The 17,255-nt window shown below is 71.5% G+C and carries 10 protein-coding genes and 1 pseudogene; 9 read left to right on the forward strand and 2 right to left on the reverse strand.

Going from position 1 to position 17,255, the window contains the following annotated elements; genetic code table 11:
- Positions 1-4 precede the first annotated feature (4 nt).
- Positions 5-1,198: a hypothetical protein gene (locus tag OZ403_RS04190; protein ID WP_268783525.1), complete on the reverse strand. Its 1,194-nt coding sequence runs from the start codon at positions 1,196-1,198 to the stop codon at positions 5-7.
- 359 nt (positions 1,199-1,557) lie between these two features.
- On the opposite strand from OZ403_RS04190, the pseudogene OZ403_RS39620 reads away from it, so the two are divergent.
- The 4 genes and pseudogenes from OZ403_RS39620 to OZ403_RS04205 all read left to right on the forward strand — a co-directional run.
- Positions 1,558-2,019, forward strand: a pseudogene (locus tag OZ403_RS39620) (MG2 domain-containing protein); the annotation flags it as partial.
- Positions 2,020-4,359: 2,340 nt separating this feature from the next.
- Positions 4,360-6,813 (forward strand): alpha-2-macroglobulin family protein, encoded by a 2,454-nt coding sequence (locus tag OZ403_RS39625; protein ID WP_442929803.1) that lies wholly within the window; start codon positions 4,360-4,362, stop codon positions 6,811-6,813.
- A gap of 207 nt (positions 6,814-7,020) precedes the next feature.
- On the forward strand, positions 7,021-8,058 hold the full coding sequence (locus OZ403_RS04200; protein ID WP_140853051.1) for an effector-associated domain EAD1-containing protein: 1,038 nt from the start codon (positions 7,021-7,023) through the stop codon (positions 8,056-8,058).
- A 44-nt stretch (positions 8,059-8,102) separates the two neighbouring features.
- A complete protein-coding gene (locus tag OZ403_RS04205) occupies positions 8,103-10,493 on the forward strand; it encodes a hypothetical protein (protein ID WP_268783527.1) in 2,391 nt (796 codons plus the stop codon).
- Positions 10,494-10,503: 10 nt separating this feature from the next.
- Here OZ403_RS04205 and OZ403_RS04210 read toward each other — a convergent pair whose 3' ends face one another.
- Complete coding sequence (locus OZ403_RS04210) at positions 10,504-11,313, reverse strand: SDR family oxidoreductase (RefSeq protein ID WP_140873226.1); 810 nt, start codon at positions 11,311-11,313, stop codon at positions 10,504-10,506.
- Positions 11,314-11,425: 112 nt separating this feature from the next.
- On the opposite strand from OZ403_RS04210, the gene OZ403_RS04215 reads away from it, so the two are divergent.
- From OZ403_RS04215 to OZ403_RS04235, 5 genes are all read left to right on the forward strand, one after another.
- Positions 11,426-12,106 (forward strand): MotA/TolQ/ExbB proton channel family protein, encoded by a 681-nt coding sequence (locus OZ403_RS04215; protein ID WP_011550941.1) that lies wholly within the window; start codon positions 11,426-11,428, stop codon positions 12,104-12,106.
- A 3-nt stretch (positions 12,107-12,109) separates the two neighbouring features.
- Positions 12,110-12,544: an ExbD/TolR family protein gene (locus OZ403_RS04220; RefSeq protein WP_140787504.1), complete on the forward strand. Its 435-nt coding sequence runs from the start codon at positions 12,110-12,112 to the stop codon at positions 12,542-12,544.
- A gap of 16 nt (positions 12,545-12,560) precedes the next feature.
- Positions 12,561-13,361 carry an energy transducer TonB gene (locus OZ403_RS04225; protein WP_140787506.1) on the forward strand — a complete coding sequence of 267 codons (801 nt, stop codon included), beginning with the start codon at positions 12,561-12,563 and terminating at the stop codon, positions 13,359-13,361.
- Positions 13,362-13,503: 142 nt separating this feature from the next.
- Positions 13,504-16,266 carry a TonB-dependent receptor gene (locus OZ403_RS04230; RefSeq protein ID WP_268783528.1) on the forward strand — a complete coding sequence of 921 codons (2,763 nt, stop codon included), beginning with the start codon at positions 13,504-13,506 and terminating at the stop codon, positions 16,264-16,266.
- Between the two features lies 1 nt (position 16,267).
- Positions 16,268-17,188, forward strand: coding sequence for a hypothetical protein (locus OZ403_RS04235; protein WP_268783529.1), 921 nt, complete (start codon positions 16,268-16,270; stop codon positions 17,186-17,188).
- Positions 17,189-17,255 lie beyond the last annotated feature (67 nt).

A 17,255-nucleotide genomic window follows, 5' to 3' on the forward strand; every position in this document is an offset into this window, starting at 1 on the left:
CGCTTCAACTGAAGGGCAGGGCCGCGAGCCGCTCCCGGAACCGGCCGAGCAGCTCCCGCGCCCCTGCCTCCTCCAGTCCGTCGCCCGCCTCCTGTCGCGCCTTGCGCAGGAAGACGTCGAACGGCGGCGAGCGGCCCTGGAGCGCGCCCGCCGCCTCCACGGCCTCCGCGAGCACGCGCTCCGCGCCCCGCGAGCCCAGCGTCAGGTGCATGTCCGCCTGCTCCAGCTTCATGCCGCAGGTGGCCCAAACCGCGCGGTCGTGGACGACGAGCCAGGTGCGCGTCACCTCCTCCATCTGCTCATCCAGCGCCGTGAGGTAGGGCTCCACCAGCCCCGGCAGCGCGTCCGGCGCCAGCTCCGCCTGGGTGGCCGTGTCCAGCAGCCTCGCGCGCAGCTCCAGCACCTGGTGCTTCTGCGGCGTGCGCAGCGCCACTGACGCGGGAAGGGATACGAAGGCGGACAGGCTCTCCGCCACCTGTCGTGCCAGCGCGGGGCGCGCGCGGGGCTCCGCCTTCGCCGCGCGCTCCAGCCGGCCTTGCAGGGAGCGGCGCAGGTCCGCCGCGGCCGCGCGCAGCGCCGCCCGTGCGCCCACCTGGTGGGCGTAGCCGGGCACCACCTCTTCGCGGCGCACGTCGGCGAAGGCGGAGGCGGTGAGGTACACGAGGTCGCCAATGCGCACGCGGAAGTCGGCGCGGAAGGCCTGCAGCTCGGCCATCAGCGTCCAGCGGTCGCTCACCACCTCCGGGCGGCGCATCTGCTGTCCCAGCTCCGCCACGCGGCGGGCCAGCCGGTCCGCGATGGCGTGCAGCACCGCCTCCACCTCCTGCGCCAGCCGCTCATCCGAGCTGGCCGGCGGCGGGGCCCAGCCACCGTCGCCGAGCCCGGCCGAGCGCGTGGGGGGCGGGAACTCCTGGTGGACGGCGCTGACGAGCTGGTTGACGCCCACCAGCGTGTCGCCAATGGCCGGCGCCATCGTCTCCCACAGCGACAGGTCCGCGCCGCCGTCCGCTTCCACCGACGTGGGCTCGTACTTCGCGATGCTCAAGTGTCCCAGCCGGTCGATGGCCACCGCCGCCGCGCGGTGCACGCGCTCCAGCCGGTCCGCGAGATGCCGGTCGGTCAGGGCTTCCAGGAGCGATTCCAGGCGCGCGGGAAGCGCGTCCTGGGGCGGGCGGGATTTGGGTTTGGGCGCTGGCAAGGAGCGGCGACCCTAGCGCACCGCATTGAGCCACGCGAAGAACGGGGGGACTCGTCAGGGCCTCGGCTTCCCGGCATAGAGTGGAGGGAAGGGGAGAACCGATGACAATCCGCTTCCGGCGCCGCCGGCTGCTGGGGGGAGGACTGGCTGCGTTGCTCGTGGGGGGCGCGGTAGCCTTTGCCTCCTGGGACGTCTGCCTTTCCGCCTGGGTCCTGCGAGGAGTGAAGGTGCCGAGCTGTCCGGACGGACAGTTCCGCCAGGTGGTGGAAGTCCATGGCTCCGGCCTGGCGCGCGGCGACACGGGCCAGGTGATGGTCGTGACGCATGCGCTGGCGCCGCATCCGGAGTCCGGCCAGCTGATGAAGGCCCCGGTGACGAAGGGCACGGCCGCCGTGTTCCTGGTGGATGGGGAGGGGAAGGAGACACCGCTTCCACTGTCCAAGGAGACGGACTGGAAGCGCACCCAGGACGACCGAAGCCTGTCGGCCCGGGTGGTGCTGCCGGAGGTACCGGACGGTGACTACCAGCTCCGGGCCCGCGTCACCTCGCCACTGGGCACGGACTCCGTGGATGCGCCGCTGCCGCTGTATGCCAATGCCCTGGCGCACGTGCTGACGGACCGGCCCCTGTACGAGCCGGGCCACGAGGTCCTCTTCCGCGCGGTGGTGCTGAGGGCCAAGGACCTGGCGCCGTTGGATGGGCGGCCGGGGACGTGGGTGGTGCGGGATTCCACCGGCGAAGTGGTGTTGGAGGAGCGCGCGCCGGCCGGCCCCTGGGGCGTGGTGGCCGGGCGCTTCCCGCTGGACCGGGGCGCGCCGCAAGGGAGCTGGACGGTGAGCTGGGTGAGCGGCGGGGCACAGGCCTCGGCGTCCTTCGAAGTGAAGCCCTTCACCCTGCCGCGCTTCCGCGTGGAGGCGCGCAGCGCCCGGCCCTTCTGGCGTGCGGACGAGGTGCCGGTGGTGGATGGGCAGGTGACATATGCCTCGGGCGCGCCGGTGGCCGACGTCGAGGTGGGTCTGACGTGGAACATCCACGGTGACTGGCCCGCGCCCACGGAATGGCATGCGGGAGGCCTGCCGGACCGCGCGCGCACCGACGCCGCGGGGCGCTTCCGCCTGTCGCTGCCGCGCGTGCCCATGGACCTGCGCGGACAGGCCCAGTTGGTGGCGCGTCTGGTGGCGCGGGACGCGGCGGGAGACCGCATCGAAGGCGGCGTGTCGCTGCTGCTGTCCGAGGACGCGCTGCAGGTGTCGGCGGTGACGGAGGTGGAGGGTGGACTGGCGCCGGGGTTCAACAACCGCGTCTACGTACGCGCGACGACGGCCGCGGGGCAGGTGCTGCCGGGCACGGAGTTGACGGTGAAGCGCGCCTGGGACCCGCGGGACGAAGGCGTGCGCGCGTTGACGGACGAGGACGGCGTGGCCGTCTTCCAACTGGACCCCGGGCCTCCCGTCAATGTCGTGGTGCCGCCCATGCCCGTGCGCCCGCCGCCGCCCGAGCCCACGGTGCGGCTGGGCCAGACGCGCAACCTGCTGGCGCCGGAGACGGAGGCCTCGCTCGAGGACCTGCTCGCGCTGGAGAAGGGGTTGGCCGCGCTCGAGCCCTGTGCGCGCTTCGTGACGCGTGAGGATGGAGAGATGGAAGTCGCGCTCGGCCTGCGCGTGAGTGCTTCGGGCGCGGTGGTGGACGTGGTGACTGGGGAGGAGGGCGCACTGCCCGCCTGCGTGGCCTCGGCGTTGCGTACCCGCGTGCTGCCCGCCGGGCGTGAGCGGGTCTTCCAGGTGAGCCTGGCCATCATGGACCCGGGCCTGCCGGAGTTGGAAGTGGAGGTGGAGGCGGCCATTGGCGCCCCTGAGATGCTGGTGGCCGCGCTGTCCGACGCGGCCCTCGATGCGCGCACGTGTCTGCCGCGAGACCTGGGAATGGAAGCCCCGCTGCCCGCGGCGTTGAGCTGGCGGCTGGGGAAGCGGGGCCTGGAGTCGCTGACGTGGGTGACACTGCCGAAGCAGTCGAACGCGCTGGCCGCGTCCGCCCTGCCCTGCATCCAGGAGCGCTTCGCGCGCGTCCGGCTGCCCGAGGCCGAGTATCGGCAGAACGCCCTGGGCGTGGGGCACCTCACCGCCCGTCCGTCGGGGGAGAAGGGGCGCCAGGCCGTTTCCCAGGCCACCACCTTCCTGGGCTACGAGCTGAAGGTGAGCGGCACGCAGGGCGGTGAGGTCGTAGGCGAAACGAAGCTGGTGCTGCGTCCGGCGGAGGTACCACCCACGCGCCTGCGCGCCACGCCCGTGCTGGCGCGCGGCGGCGAGGAGGTCCGCATCGAGCTGATGCGCGGTCCCCAGTTCGAGGGCCCGCTGCCCGACGCCCTGGTGCTCCAGGCGGGCAACCAACGGATGGAAGAGAAGGTGGACAAGGCGACGCGCTCGGTCCGCTTCAAGCTGCCCGAGGACTTCGAGGGCTGGGCGATGACGTACTGGGAGGGCGCGCAGGGCCGGGTGTACGTGGTGCCGCGCGCGCAGCTCTCCGTGGAGGTGACGCCGGACAAGCAGCGCTACGCTCCCGGCGAGCTGGCCCGGCTCCAATTGCAGACGCGGGTGGATGGCCAGGACGGTCCGGCGGCGGTGGGTCTCTTCGGCGTGGATGAGACGCTGGCGCAGCTGGCACCTCTGCCAGGGCCGGACGCGCTGGGGCAGCTGCGGCCCGTGCCGACGGTGGCCTTGCCCGCCTTCGGTGTCCTGGACGGTCAGGCGCTGGCCATGGGCCGCATCCGCGGGGCAAACGCGGCGTCGGCGGCGGTGCTGCGGGTGAGCGATGTACCTCGGCGCGAGCACACGGAGCCCCGCGTGACGGTGAACGCGGTGACGGCCTTCGAGCCGGAGTCGGAGCTGACCGAACCCTTCTACGCCGTGCTGGCGGAGCTGCACGCGCAGGTGCGCGCCTGGGAGGAGAAGGCGCCGCAAGGGCAGACGCTGGACCCGGCGGGCATGGCCCGGTTGTGGGAGGGCGCGCTGGCGGCGTGTGAGAATCGCGGCGACAAGGTGAGGGATGCCTTTGGCCGCCGGTTGAAGCTGTCGCGGCTGCCCGTGGACCTGCTGGCCCTCACCGACCCGCGGGGTGGTGTCCAGCGGCACGCGGCTGCCGGAGGACGTGGAGAACTGGAACGCTTGGGTTGCCCGGGAGGCGCCATGAATCGCTCGTTCTTCGCCGGGGTGGGGTGCTCCCTGGCGAGCCTGGTGGGACTGGTCATGTTCGTGGCGCTCTTCGGTGACAACATGCGGCGCCTGTTCGGCTCATCCGCTGACGCGCTGGCGGGTGCGTCCGCGCCCCAGGCGTCGAAGAGTCTCCGCTCCTTTGGTGAGAACTCCGCGTACGACGAGGTGCAAGCGGTGATGGCCCCCCCGCCGGTCATGGCGGAGCCGCAGATAGAGATGGAAGTAGAAGGGGGGATGCCCGGGTTCGCGAACGAGCCCCGCCGTGCCCGCGCCGTCGTGGTCAAGGATGATGCACGCAAGGGCGGGGGCGGCGCGGAGGCAGACGCAACGCCCAGCCGTGCCTGGTTCCCGGAGACGTTCCTCTTCGAGCCCCTGGTGGTGACGGACGCGTCCGGCGCGGCGACGGTGCCGGTGCGCGTGCCGGACCGCCTCACGCAGTGGCGGGTGCTGGCGCTGGCGCACTCGCGTTCGGGCGCGCAGTCCGGCGCGGTGACGTCCTTCACGGGCACGCTGCCCACGTACGTGGACCCGGTGCTGCCGGCCTTCCTGCGCGCGGGCGACGCCGTGCGGATGCCGGTGCAGGTGATGAACACCACGGACGCGGCGGTGGAGGCGCCCTTGAAGGTGGAGGTGCCGGGCGCGCTGGTGGAGGGCGGCAGCCGCACCGTGCGCGTTCCGGCGCACGGCAGCGTGGTGGAGTACGTGACGGTGCGGGTGTCCACGCCGGGCCAGGTGGCGGTGCGCGCGGCGTTGGGCGCCACCGACGCGGTGGTGCGGGACTTCCCCGTGTGGGCCACGGGGCGGCCGGTGGTGGAGACGCGCGGTGGCACGCTGGCGGCGCCGCGCTCGCTGTCGCTCACCGGGGCCGTGGACGCGCAGCCGGGAAGCGAGCGCGTCCGGGTGCGGGTGTTCCCCGGCGGGCTGGGCGTGCTGCGCTCGGAGCTGCTGAACGCGAGCGGGCGCGAGGACGCGGCCGGCGTGGGTTATTCGCTGCTGCTGGCGGGCCGCGCGCCGGAGCTCCTGAGTGCGCTGGGCGAGACGCGGTCCGCGGAGGCACTGAAGGCGCTAAGCACGCCCGGGCAGCGGCTGAAGGCGCCCGTGCCTCCGGAGTCCGGTGAAGTGGACGTGGAGTCGGTACGGGCGGGGCTGATGCGGGCGACCCAGCGCGCGCTGCGGTGGAGCCGGGCGCCGGACGTGGCCACGGCGGCGCTGCTGGCGGAGGGCGCGCTGGCGCATCCGGACAACCCCGTGCTGGCCCGCCTGGGTGAGCGGCTGGCCGCGCAGGTGGCGGCGGCGCAGCTTCCGGATGGCACCTGCCAGGGCGGCGCCGGCTGGACGCTCCAGCGGTTGTTGGTGGCCACCGCGGACTGCACGCGCGCGGTGAACGCGGCGGCGGTGACGCCGGAGGGCAAGCGCCGCGCGGCCTTCTTCACCGCGCGGGCCTCGGGTGCGCTGGAGCGCAACCGGGCGCACGTCAAGGATGGCTACACTGCGGCGGCGCTGCTGGCGAGCGGCGCGGTGACGGGCTCGCTGCGGGACTCACTGCGCGAGCAGGTGCGGGACGCCGTGCAGCGGCGCGACGAGGGTGCCGCGTTCCTGCCCGTGGAGGAGGGCGTGGTGGACGCCACGGGCGGCACGCCGACGGAGGCCGAGGCCACCGCGCTGGCCGTGCTGGCCCTGGAGGGCGACGCGAAGGCACCCGTGGCGGACCTGGGCGCCGCGTTGCTCGCCAGCTACGAGCCGGTGAATGGCTGGGGCAACGGGCGCGCCAACCGCCTGGCGTTGCAGGCCGTGGTGTCCCTCTTCCGCGAGCCGTTGCCCGCCCAGGTGCGGGTGGTGCTGGAGCGGGACGGCCAGGTCATTACCGAGGGCACCTTCGACGCCAAGGCCCTGCGTGAGGTGCTGTCCCTGGAGGCGGCGGCTCCGGGCTCCGGCGGCGCGCATACCTGGACGGTGCGCGCGGAGCCCGCGGTGCCCGGGTTGGGCTTCGCGCTGGCGTTGAGCGCTGCGGTGCCGTGGACGCAGCAGGCACAGGCCGGGATGGAGTTGTCCGTGCAGGTGCCCTCGGACGCGAAGGTGGGGCAGCCGTCGGAGGTGACGCTCCAGGCATCCACGCCGTCGGGCCTGCCGCTGGTGATTCGCCACGGGCTGCCCGCGGGCGTGCAGGTGGACACCGCCAGCCTGGAGGCGCTCGTGCGTGAAGGGAAGGTGGCGTCCTGGCAGAGCGAGGATGGCGCGGTGACGCTGCGGCTTCATCCCCGAGGGCCGGGCGAGCCCTTCCAGGCGCGCTTCCGCGTCATCCCGACGCTGGCGGGTACGCTCCAGGGAGGCGCGTCGTCGCTGATGACCCTGTCGCGCCCTGACCTGGTGTCCTACGTACCCCCCGCTACGTGGGCCGTTCGCTGAGGAGAGGTCGCTGTCACTTCCTGCCCCCCGGGCCACTGCCCTGGCGCTGGGGGGCGCGTTATGTGTCGACTCGTGGTGACTTCACGGGCCTCCAAGAAATGTAGTCCGCGCTCCCAACTGGGCACCCACGCAGGGGATGCACAGATTTCCCAGCAGCAACACGGAGTCGCAACCGCTCCCAGGGTTGTTTCGTCGTGGGTGGCAAGCATGGAGCTCGACGGTGCGGAGAGGGACGAGCTACAGCGGGTGCTGACGAGCGCGTTTGCCTCGGTAGAGCACCTTCGCCGGGTCGTGGCCGCCACCTGCCGCAGGGATTTGGAAGCGCTGGGCGTCTCCGGTGGGCTGCGTGAGCGCGTCTTCACGCTCATCCACATGGCGGAGGCGGAGGGCTGGCTGCGCGAGCTGATTCGCGGCGCCTACCAGGCCCTGCCCCGACACCCTCGCCTCCAACGCTTCGTGCAGGTGTACCTTGCGTCCGTCCAGCGCAGCATCCCCCGTGTCGGACTGGAGCGCATCTTCGGCAGCGGCCGGGCGGACGCCGAGCGTGAGCACTGGCGCAAGCGCCTGACGTCCATCGAGCGGCAGGTGTGCCGCGTGGAGCCGGAGGTGGGCGCGGCGCTGGGCACCGGCTTCCTGGTGTCGCCCAACGTCGTGCTCACCAATTTCCACGTCATCGAGAACAGGCTGCTGGAGTCTCTACGGGTGCGCTTCGGCCGCAAGGTCCTCCAGGACGGGACACTGCTACATCCAGGGACGGTGTACCGCGTGACGCGCTGTCTGGCGCGCAGTCCTTACAGCCCCGCGGACCTGATGCACCCGCGTCCGCGCGATGCCACGTCGGGCGAGCTGGACTACGCCTTCCTCGAGGTAGCGGGTGTCCCCGGCGAGGACCTGGTCGACGGGGAGACCCGAGGCTGGCTGGAGCTGCCCGACTCGCGGGAGTCCTTCACGCCCGGCAGCCTGGTGCTCATCGTCCAGCACCCGGCGGGCCAGCCGATGAGCGTCGCGCTCGATGAGTTCCTGGGCGTCAATCCGGGCCGCACGCGTGTGGCGTACCGCGCGTGCACGGGGCCGGGCTCCTCGGGGGCACCCTGCTTCACCCAGGACCTGCGGCTGGCCGCGTTGCATCACAGCGGTGGGCCCCGCGTCCCGTCCGTGTCGGTGGGACACAACGAGGGCATCCCCATCGACACCATCCGCGGCAGCCTGTCCGGGAGCATGTTGAGCCAGCTGGGGTGGGGGTAGGGGCGCGAAGTGGAGGCATGGGGGGCGCCTGATACAGTCAGTGAATGCATTCCGCTGGCACCCGTCCCGCCGTCACCCACTCCGCGTGGGGGCTCGTGCGTCTTCCGGCCCTGCTCCTGTTGCTCGTCCTTCCCTGGAGGGCCAGTGCTGAGCCCTCGCTGCGCGTGGCGGGTGCCTCCGCCAGCAACGAGGTGAAGCTGCGGACAGCGTCGGAGGACTTCCGGCACGTGCTGCGCGTGGATTTGCTGAGCGCGCCGGAGGGGGTCGGCGACGTGGCCGTGGCCGGCGGCGTGGTGAGAGGTGTGGACGGCGAGCTGCCCGGCGGCGTGACGGTGCTGGTGGATCCGCTCCAAGCCCAGGACGGCGTGCAGGTGGCGTTGCAGGCGGTGGTGAAGGAAGCGGAGGCCGGGAGCGCTACGGTGCCCATCTCCACGCGGCGCCCCATCCACGTCGAGCTGACCGGGAGGCTGCCCGTCACGGGTGACTACACGGGCCATGTGGTGCTGGTGCATGCGCAAGGGCGGGAGACCACCGCGCTCATCGTCACGCGCGTGCAGGCGGTGCCCGCGGTGCAGTTCATTGCCACGTCGCCGGCGGTGACGTCCGCGGGTTGGGGCTGGGGCTCCATCGACGCCACCGTGCGGCTGCCGTTCAAGGAGACGGCGGGCGTGGGCGGTGTCGTGTCGGTGCCCCAGTTGCTCCAACTGCAGCGCAAGGCGCCGGACATGGACTCGGCCCTCATCCAGCCGCGCTTCCAGAGCGTGCGCTTCGCGCTGGAGGGCGGGAAGCCGGATGGCGGCAACCTGGATGTCACGTCGGTGGACGGCGGTATTCCCGTGAGCGCGCATGGGAGCGGCGCGCTGCTCTTGAACCTGCGGGGCCTGGACGGTCCGGGCGAGTACACCGGCACCGTGCGCCTGTCCGTGCGCTCGGGCATGCCGGTGGAGCAGCCCTTCACCTTGTGGGTGAGCTCGCCCTGGTTGTGGGGCGCGTTGCTCATCGCGGCGGGGGCCGTGTCGTCGTTCGGCGTGCGCCTGTATTCGCAGCGCATCCGGCCCCGGACGTTGCGTTTGCAGCGGGTCATGGAGCTGCACCGCCGGCTTCAGGCCGTGGTGAGCGGGCAGGGGGCTCGGGCGCGGGAGGTGGGGCAGGTGATGCTGGGCCAGGTGGACGGGCTCGCGTCGGAGATTCGCCGGCCGGTGCGAGGCATCCGCGTGCGCGACGGGGACCTGACCGCGCTGGAGCCTCGTCTACGGCTGTATGGCGCGTGGTGTGACACGTCACGCAAGCTGGACGCGCTCCCGGCCGAGCTGCGTCCGGAGCAGGCGAGCCAGTTGCTGGCGGAAGTGGAAGGCGCGCTGCGCACGGAGGACACCGCCACCGAGCAACTGGACCGCCTCGCCGCCAAGGTGCGGGAGCTGGACGTGGACGGACTGGCGCGCGCCGGGCTGGAGGCGCGGTTGCAGGACATCGACCGTCAGGCGCGGACGCTGGTGGAGCAGCACGGTGAGGATTCGCTGGGCTTCCGGCTCAAGTACGAACTGCTGTCCCTTCTGTCGACCGTGCGGGAGGAGCTGGCGCGGGGCGCGCTGGACGCCGCCCGGCGCCAGTTGGAGTTCGCTCGCCGCTCGTACTTCGACATCCTCTGCGAGGAGCTGTCCGCGGCCCTGGCGTCCCGCACGCCGCCGCGAGGCTTCACGGAGGAGGAGTGGGATGCCCTCACCCGGCAGGTGAACACACTGCTGGAGCGAGCCCGCGAGCGTGCGAACACCAGCGTGGATGATGCCGTCCGCATGTACCAGGGCGCGCATGCCGCCTATGTGCGCCAGCTCATCGTGGAGCTGCGCGGCGCGGTGGACGAGGCGCGGCACGTCAGTGAGTCCGAGGCGCAGACGCAGGCGCTCGATGAGGTGGAGGCGCTCCTGCGCGAAGCCATGGGTCTTCTGGTGGCGGAGTCGTCGCACGAGGCCGCGGGGAAGTACGGCGAGGCGCGCGTCCGGTTTGTCTCCGCCAGCCAGTCCCAGCGGATGGCGAAGAGCTTCCACCTGGAATCGCTCGCGTCGGACGACGGGGGCGACGGGGCGCCCTCCGTGCCTCCTCCCACCGCGCCCAGCGGTGGAAGCATCCTCGCGCTGCCGGAGGCGCCCGCCGGAGGGGCGCCCGCGCTGGGCGACTTCGAGGGCATGCCGCTGCCGTCGCCGCGTCATATGTGGCTGGTGGAGCTGGGCGTGCTGGCGCTGCTCACCACGGTGGCGGTGGCGCTGGGGCTTCAGTTGCTCAATGTCTTCTCGCCCACGTGGGGTGGTTTCGGCGCGGGCATGACGGCCTTCCTCTGGGGCTTCGGCCTGCACCAGGTGGGCAACGCCTCCTTCGAGGGAATCACCGGGCTGCTGACGCGCGTGGAGCGGCCGGCCTCGCCTCCGCCGGCCACCTGAGCCGCGCGAATCAGCGCTGCCGGTCCTGGATGGTCTTTGCGGCGATGCGGTCCACCACGCCCGGGACCACCAGCTTGAGGAACTGGGCGACGCGGGCCTTGGTGGTCATCACCACCTCGCGCTCGCGCCGCTCCATGGCGCGGAGGATGATGGCCACGCAGGTGTCCACGTCCATGTTGCCCGCGCTCTCGTCGTGCTTGCTCTGCCGCACGGGCTGGCCGTCCGCGCCCAGCGCGCTGTCGCGGATGTTGGTGGCGACGAAGCCGGGGCACACCACCGTCACGTCCACGCCGGTGCCGCGCAGCTCGATGCGCAGTGAGTCGAAGAAGCCGTGCATGGCGTGCTTGCTGGCCGCATAGCCGCTGCGGTTGGGCACGCCCGTCTTGCCCGTGAGGGACGACACGGCGACCACCAGCCCGCGCCGGGCCTTGAGGTGGGGCAGGGCGTGGTGGGTGCAGTACACCGCACCCAGGTAGTTGATGCGCATCAGCCGGTCGAAGAGGGACAGGTCCTTCACCTCGTCCACGCGCGCGTCCATCGTCACGCCCGCGTTGTTGACCAGCACGTCGATGCCGCCAAAGGCCTCCACCGCGCGCTCCACCAGGTGGCGGCAGGCCTCCGCGTCACCTACATCGGTGGGCACCACCACCGCGCGCCCGCCGGCCGACTCGCACCGGGCCTTCACCCGCTGGAGCGCTTCCTCGTTGCGTGCCGCCAGCACCAGGTTGGCGCCGCGTCCGGCCAGCACCACCGCCAGCGCCTCGCCAATGCCCGCCGAGGCGCCCGTGACGACCACCGTTTTTCCTCGCATGGCGCGCATTCTGACCCCTCGCCGTCAGGGGGGCCCGGAAAAAATCCGACCACCAGGTGACACTTCAATTCGGGCCCGGTGTTCTGGTCGCGCCAACGTGTTTCGCGAGGGGAAAGACACCATGCCGTCCATCGCCGTTTTCGCCCAGGCCCACCCGGAGCAACTGGGGTGGCTCAGCAGCAAGCTGCTGGGGGTGACACTCACGTCCGCGGAGTGGGTGCTGTGGGTGCTGGTGTGCCTGTCGGTGCTCTCCATCGCCATCATGCTGGAGCGCACGGTGTACTTCGCCCGTCACCGGCTGCCGGACTCGGAGGCCCTGGCGGTGCGGCTGTCGCGCGGTGAGCTGGACGCGGTGAAAGCCGCCATCCAGGGGCGTCAGGGCATGGAGGCCGCCATCCTGCGCGAAGGGCTGGCGTGCGCCGACCAGGGCGCGGACACGGTGGAGCAGGTGATTGCCTCCACCCTGTCGCGTGAGCGCCCGCGCTACGAGCGCTTCCTGTCGTATCTGGGCACGCTGGGCAACAACGCGCCGTTCATCGGTCTGTTCGGCACGGTGCTGGGCATCATCAAGGCCTTCAATGACCTGGGGAAGATGAACGCCCAGGGCGGCGGCGGGGCCATGCAGCAGACCGTCATGGCCGGCATCTCCGAAGCGCTTGTCGCCACGGCCGTGGGTCTGGCAGTGGCGATTCCGGCGGTGGTGGCCTTCAACGTCTTCAGCCGTCAGCTCAAGACGCTCACCAGCCGCGCCAATGCTTTGGGCCACGCGCTGGTGGGCAGTCTTCGCTCGGAGGCCCGTTAGGCCATGGCGGGCGGCGCGCAGGACAACGACGACGAAATCACGGGCATCAACGTCACGCCGCTGGTGGACGTGGTGCTGGTGCTGCTCATCATCTTCATGGTGACGGCCAACTTCATCGTCCGTGAGACGGTGGAGGTGGACCTGCCCCGCGCGGCCAACGGCGGTGAGACGGTGCAGGGCCTGGTCAACGTGGTGCTGGACAAGGAGGGCAAGTTCTTCTTCGACGGCACCGAGATGACCGAGAAGGAGCTGGAGGCGAAGGTCGCCGAGGCGGTGGCCAAGGACAAGGAGACGCGCGCCATCATCAGCGCCGACCAGTCGCTGCCCTACGGACGCGTCATGCGGCTCATCGACGTGGTGAAGGGCCAGGGCATCGCCAAGTTCGCGCTCAACATCGAGAAGGACGTGGCCCCCTCGGCCACGGCCCCCGCGCCCTGAAGCGAGGCATCAGCGCATGAGCCAGGCGGTCCTCGAAAATAGTCCCACGACGTCCACGCACGACCGCTCGTTGGTCGTGGTGGGCGCCTTTCTGCTCGTGTCGCTGGGGATTCACGTCGGCGGCTTCTGGGCGCTGGGTGAGGGCGACTCGCGCTCGCGCCCCGTGCCCAAGCGTCCCGTGGAGATGGTGATGGTGGAGGTGCAGAAGCCGCCCCCGCCGCCTCCCGAGGCGCCGAAGCCGGAGGAGCCGCCCAAGCCGCCACCCCCCAAGCCCAGGGTGGTGAAGCCGCCGCCGGTGAAGGTGGCCGAGGCCCCCAAGCCGCTGCCACCACCGCCCGTGGACGCGCCGCCGCCCCCCAACGAGACGCCGCCGCCGTCAGCGAAGCCCGCGCCCCTGGTGGTGGGCCTGTCGATGTCCTCCACCACCAGCGCTGGAGGTTTCGCGGCGCCCGTGGGCAACACGCTCTACGGAAGGACGGGCCCCACGGCGAAGGCGCCCCAGGAGGTGAAGGCGTACAGCGCGCCGAAGTACGCGCCCATCTACCAGGTGGACTCCGAGCCCACGGTGGCCTCCGAGGTGAAGATTCCCTATCCGGAGGAAGCGCGCCGCGCGGGCGTGGAGGGCACCGTCACGCTCTCCATCACCATCGACCACGAGGGCAAGGTGGTGGCGGTGAAGATTCTCAAGGGGCCCGGCTACGGCCTCAACGAGGCGGCGAGGGATGCCATCCGCCGCTTCCGCTTCAAGCCCGCCATCAAGGGCGGCGAGCCTGTCTCCACGGAGATGAAATACTCGTACACCTTCCTGCTCGATTGATGTCGCCACTCCCGCTGGGAGAGCGGCGGAGCACGGGCGTGCCCGGCATGTCAGGGGTACCCATCCCCACAGGCATTGCCGGGATTCCACCTCGCCATCGCTCCGTCTCTCTTTCAGCGGGAGCGGCAACCCCCTCACCCGTATGCTTGGACACGCCATGTCCTCCACCCTGAAAGCCCGAGGCGCGCTCGTCGCGGCCTCGCTCCTGCTGGCGGCGCCCGTGCTCGCGCAGGCACCCCTGGCTGGTGCGCCACCCACGGACGCGGCCACGCCACCTGCGGCGCAGGCCCAGCCCACCATCACCAAGCCTCCCGAACTGGTGCAGCAGGTGGAGGCGCAGTACCCGCCCGAGGCGCTCGCCCAGGGGCTCACCGCGTCCGTGCGGCTCATCATCACCATCGCGGATGACGGCTCCGTCGCCGAGGTGTTGCCCACCGAGCCGGTGGGCCACGGCTTCGACGAGGCGGCCATCGCGGCGGTGCGCCAGTTCCGCTTCTCGCCCGCCGAGGTCGACGGCGTGCCCGCGCCGGTGCAGGTGGAGTACGTCTACCACTTCACCCTCACCGCGCCGGAGCCGGAGGCGGGCGCCGAGGCCGCGGAGGCCGAGCAGCCCAAGGCCACGCTCACCGGCCAGCTCATCTCCCGCGGCAGCCGTTCGCGCGTGCCCAACGCCACCGTGCGCTGCGGCGACGACCCGGACGCGCCCGAGGTGATGTCCGACGAGGACGGCCGCTTCACGCTCGAGGTGCCCGCGGGCACCTGCGAGGTGCGCGTGGTGGCCACGGGCTTCCAGCTCTACCAGACGAAGGAGGAGCTGAAGCCGAACGAGACGACGGAGGTGAACTTCTACCTCGCGCCCTCGGGCGGCGGCCTGGAGACGGTGGTGCGCTCCGACCGGCCGAAGAAGGAGGTGGTGCGCCGCACCATCACCCGCGAGGAGGCGCAGAAGACGCCGGGCTCCTTTGGAGACCCCATCCGCGTCATCCAGTCGCTGCCGGGCGTGGCGCGCGCGCCCTTCATCTCTGGTGAGCTGCTGGTGCGTGGCTCGAACCCGGGCCAGACGTCGACGATGATGGACGGGGTCCAAATCCCCCTCCTGTTCCACCTGCTCGGCGGACCCTCGGTGGTCAACGCCGAGTTCATCGACCAGCTCGACTTCTTCCCGGGCGGTTACGGCAGCCAGTACGGCCGCGCGGTGGGCGGCATCGTCGAGGTGGGCACGCGCAAGGGCGCCTCGGACACGCTGCATGGCTCGGTGAAGGTGGACCTGCTGGACGCGGGCTTCTTCCTGGAGAGCCCGATTACGGATGGCATCAGCGTGGCCGCCGCCGCGCGCCGTTCCTACATCGACGCGATTCTGCCCGCCGTCCTGCCGGAATCGGAGGGGGGCACGCTCTCCGTGGTGCCGCGCTACTGGGACTACCAGTTGCGCGTGGACTTCGGCGCGAAGCGGGGCTCGCCCAACGACGACACGACCGTGGCCGCCGGGGGCGCGCGCAGCTCCGGCTACATCATGGCCTTCGGCAGTGATGACCAGCTCCGCGTGGTGTCCACCGGCCCCAAGACGGAGCGGGACCTGGAGCTGGACACGCGCATGAACTTCCACCGGGTGAAGGGCGACTGGACCTACCGCAAGGGCGCGATGTGGTCCGTGTTCACGCCCTTCGTCGGCATGGACCGCAACGATATCGACTTCGGGCTCGCGCGGCAGGAAGGCAAGACGTACACGCTGGGCGCCCGCGAGGTGCTGGGCATCGAGCTGTCCTCCGCGCTCACCCTCCGCACGGGTCTGGACATCGTCTTCGAGCACGAGCGCTACGACGTGTCGTTCCCCGCGCCGGGCGGCATCGAGTACGTGCCCTTCCCCGGGGCCGAGCCGGTGGGCCAGCAGTTGGAGGAGCAGATTGCCCTGAACGCCTTCGACGGCGCGCTCTTCCTGGAAGCGGACTTGTTGGTGGGGCGCTTCACCTTCACGCCGGGCGTGCGCGGCAACCTCCAGTCGGTGGGCAACACGCGGAACCTGGCGCTGGACCCCCGGCTGTGGGTCCGCTACGCGGCCACCTCGCGCACCAACCTCAAGGGCTCGTTGGGCCTCTACAGCCAGCCGCCGGAGACGTTCCGCTTCATCTCCTTGCCCTACGGCAACCCGGACCTCGCCTACCAACGCGCGTTCCAGAGCAGCCTGGGCGTGGAGCACCGCATCACCGACGTGCTCAACGTGGACGTCACCGGCTTCTTCAACCGCCGCTTCAACAACATCGTGTCGCCCGGCCAGCTCGTCACCAACGAGGGCGGCGGCGTCTTCACGCTGCCGTACTCCAACGACGGCATCGGCCGCGCGTATGGCGTGGAGGTGATGCTGAAGAAGGAGCGCGCCTCCGCGACGGACAAGTGGTCCGGCTGGCTCTCGTACACCTTCAGCCGCGCGGAGGACGGGCGCACGGGGCCGCTGCCCCAGGGCGGAGGGGCCTTCGGTGGCGGCAGCGTGCCGGACGACTCCACCTATGGCCTCAGCCCCTGGGACCAGACGCACATCCTCACGCTGGTGGCGGGCTATGTGCTGGGCGACGGCTGGGAGCTGGGCGGCCGCTTCCGCTACACCAGCGGCCGGCCCATGACGCCGCTGGCGAGCGGCTATGACGTCTACGACGCGGACCGCAACCGCTACAACGCGACGTTCGGTCCCTACTTCTCCGACCGCACGGGCGGCTTCCACCAACTGGACGTGCGCGTGGACAAGAGCTGGCGGTTCCAGAGTTGGACGCTCACGGCCTATCTGGACGTGCAGAACCTCTACAACGCGAAGAACGTCGAGTTCGTCTTCAACGACTACCGGTTCCGTCGGGAGTACGAGGTGCCGGGCATCCCCATCCTCCCCGTGGTGGGTGTGAAAGGAAGCTTCTGAGATGAAGACCCTGCTCGAGTATGGCGGCCTGTTGCTGCTGCTGGGAGCCACCGCGTGTGTCGACGTCGAGGACCAGCCTTCGCGCGTCCACGACTTCCGTGTGCTCGGCCTCGCCACGGAGCCGCCGGAGTTCATGGCGTCTGCTTGTGAGCTCACCCCAGCGACGCTGGATGAACTCTCCGAGCCCGTGACATACCGCGCGCTGCTGGTGGACCCGGCGGGCGAGGGCCGTCCCATCCAGTACACGTTGTGGGCGTGCGCGGACCCCGAGGACCGGACGTGCGCGAACGAATCCAACCGCGTGCTGCTCGCGGAGGGCACCACCGCGCCCGGTGAGCTCACGCTCAGCATCCGCCCGGGCGCCGCTACGCTGGCCGAGGACACGCCGCTGCTCGAGCGGGTGCAGGAGCTGGACCCCTACCTGGGGCTGGGCGGCCTGCGCATGCCGCTGGTCCTCTTCACGCATGCGGGGGAGGAGCGGGTGTATGCGCAGAAGCTGATGGTCTTCTGGTGCCCGGTGGTGGAGGGAATGCGGGCCAACGTGCAGCCGGTGATTCCGGGCCTGCGCGTGGACGACGTGGCCTGGGCCGAGGCGGCGCCACTGGAGCTGCGGGGCGCCGGGCCCTTCGTGGTGACGGCCGAGGACGTGGCGGCCTTGCAGGAGACGTACGTGGTGCCCGGGCTGCGGCTGGAGGCGGTGACGCTGCGGGAGAGCTGGGGGATTTCGTGGCACGCGACGCTGGGCGAGTTCTCGCCGCAGGAGACGGGCGGCTCGTCCTTCGGCGGGCAGGAGGGCCGGCACCGCACGGAGTGGGAGCCGCCGGAGGGCGCGCAGGCGCAAGAGGTGACGTTCTGGGCGGTGGTGCGGGACGGCCGGGGCGGCAGTTCCTGGTTGGTGCGGCGGGCGCTCTGGAGTCCGTGAGCCGGGCTCGCGCGCCGACCTTCAGTCGAGATATGCCGAGGGGACTCGCTTGAGGCCGGGCCGGGCC

The sequence above is a fragment of the Myxococcus sp. NMCA1 genome (assembly GCF_026810205.1).
In the GTDB taxonomy this organism is placed as follows: Bacteria; Myxococcota; Myxococcia; order Myxococcales; family Myxococcaceae; genus Myxococcus; species Myxococcus xanthus_A.